Origin of the sequence: Sulfitobacter sp. HI0129 (assembly GCF_001635395.1) — a bacterium.
In the GTDB taxonomy this organism is placed as follows: Bacteria; Pseudomonadota; Alphaproteobacteria; order Rhodobacterales; family Rhodobacteraceae; genus Sulfitobacter.
Map to the genome: position 1 here is coordinate 1 of NZ_LWGH01001121.1, position 1,505 is coordinate 1,505.

A 1,505-nucleotide genomic window follows, 5' to 3' on the forward strand; every position below is an offset into this window, starting at 1 on the left:
ACGAATACTGCACGAAACCTGGTAGAAATGGCAACGGAGCAGACGGGAGTATGCTAGCTATTNTCGACAATGCGGACATCGCGGTCGCCCTGGCCCGATCGGACGGCGACTGACCAGGCATTGTCGGCCTTCAACGCTTCAATCTGATAGTTGAACGTCATGCCGCAGCGTCAGGTTGCCCTCCTGTTTTTTGCGAACGGAAGAGAGAGAGGCGGAGCGGAAAGGTTCTCCCAGCGGTATAACCGTCGTCCGCCTTCTTGAAGGGCAGCAGCAATCGGGGGAGGTCGACCACGGGAATGCCCGAAAATAGCTAGCATACTCCCGTCTGCTCCGTTGCCATTTCTACCAGGTTTCGTGCAGTATTCGTATGATCGAGCGAGATGCCGCCCTTGTCGCCATCTTGGGCCTTGCACTGGTCTCGCTCGGTCACTCCATTTAACGGGCTATTGCCGGGCGATTAGATAGTCACCTTCGGCAAGTCAGGGCAAAGTATTTGCACGACCAGCTCTTGCCATACGCTTTGCTGGCGAGTTGGTGCTTTTCAAAGATGGCAAAATTCCCGATCAAGGCTAGGTCACGGTCATGCTTTGCCCAAAAATGCTCGCGCAGATTATTAGCTTTTATCGCGATATATCAACAAAGGGCGCCGGCCCCATGATAATGCCTTCTCGCCGAGAGAGATCTTCAAATAAACACAACCTGTCTATCGCAGGATGACCCCGACATGGTCGGTAAACCCGTGCCTTAGCCAACATCTTTGCCAAGCCGAAAAGCTGAGAAGAATGCGATGCAGCCAGCTTACCCATCCAGGCGACCTATACCTATGGCACTCATAGGATCTTACTCTAGCGTCCGCCATCTTGTTGCCGCAATTGGATGTGGGTGTGACCTGTACGAAAGAATAACAAGCATGAGGCAGGACGCGTAACCCGTTGTTCGGCGAGTGATCAAACAGGGTCGGCGTTTGGATATCAGGGCGTGACAGGGCTATGAGCATTTCATATGCCATGCAGACCGGCGTGAGCGGTCTGCGGGCGAATTCGACGGCGGTGGGCCGGATTTCGGAGAACATCGCCAACGCCAACACCGACGGCTACCGGCGCAGCTTCGTGCAGATGGTCACCACCAGTACGCTGAGCCAGAACGGCACGGTGGCGCCTTCGGGCGTGCGCGCGGTGCAGGGCTCCGAGATCTCGACCGAAGGCGCGCTGCGCGCCACCGACCAAGCAACCGACTTGGCAATCGGCGGGCCGGGCTTCTTCGTGGTCTCCAAGCAGCCGAACGAGACCAACGAGGCGAACTTCATGCTGACCCGGGCAGGCTCCTTCCTGCCCGACGAGAACGGCAACCTGCGCAACGCCGCGGGCTATTACCTCGCGGGCTTCCCGTACGATCAAACCGCGAGCCTCGGAATGATTGATCGCAACCAGTTCGGCGATCTCAAGACCGTCAATCTGGGCAGCCTGTCGCAGACCGGCTCGCCCACCGGCGCGATGACGATCAGC

At 57.4% G+C, this 1,505-nt stretch carries 1 protein-coding gene; it reads left to right on the forward strand.

All coding sequences use genetic code 11. From position 1 onward, the window contains the following. Positions 1-989 precede the first annotated feature (989 nt). A partial coding sequence (locus tag A3764_RS23480; protein ID WP_150122441.1) for a flagellar hook-basal body complex protein occupies positions 990-1,505 on the forward strand: 516 nt, incomplete at its 3' end.